The organism is Erwinia sp. CGal63 (assembly GCF_037026505.1).
Classification (GTDB): Bacteria; Pseudomonadota; Gammaproteobacteria; order Enterobacterales; family Enterobacteriaceae; genus Erwinia.
In genome coordinates, this window is the sequence record NZ_JAKUMN010000019.1 from 1 (window position 1) to 489 (window position 489).

The window sequence follows — 489 nt, forward strand, 5'->3', positions numbered from 1 at the left end:
GGGGAACCTGCGGTTGGATCACCTCCTTACCTGAAGATACCTTCCCGCGAAGTGCTCACACAGATTGTCTGATAGAAGTAACGAGCAAGCAGTACAGAGTCCCCATCGTCTAGAGGCCCAGGACACTGCCCTTTCACGGCTGTAACAGGGGTTCGAATCCCCTTGGGGACGCCATACCTGATAATGAGTGAAAGACATTATCAACAGTATCTCAAAACTGATTCTGGCCTAAAGGTCGAGTCATGTTTGCGATATTTGCTCTTTAACAATCCGGAACAAGCTGAAAATTGAAACGACACGTCGTTTTCATTCTCCGTAAACAAGAATGAAATTAACGATGTGTTCGAGTCTCTCAATGCCTGCAACAGCATGTGTCTTTCGGGACGCTTGTGGGTTGTGAGGTTAAGTGACTAAGCGTACACGGTGGATGCCCTGGCAGTCAGAGGCGATGAAGGGCGTGCTAATCTGCGATAAGCGTCGGTAAGGTGA

1 tRNA gene and 1 rRNA gene are annotated in these 489 nt (G+C 48.7%); both read left to right on the plus strand.

The window, feature by feature from the left end:
- Nucleotides 1-98 precede the first annotated feature (98 nt).
- Nucleotides 99-174 (plus strand) — tRNA-Glu (locus tag MKZ79_RS21170).
- 226 nt (nucleotides 175-400) lie between these two features.
- A 23S ribosomal RNA gene (locus MKZ79_RS21175) occupies nucleotides 401-489 on the plus strand; the annotation flags it as partial.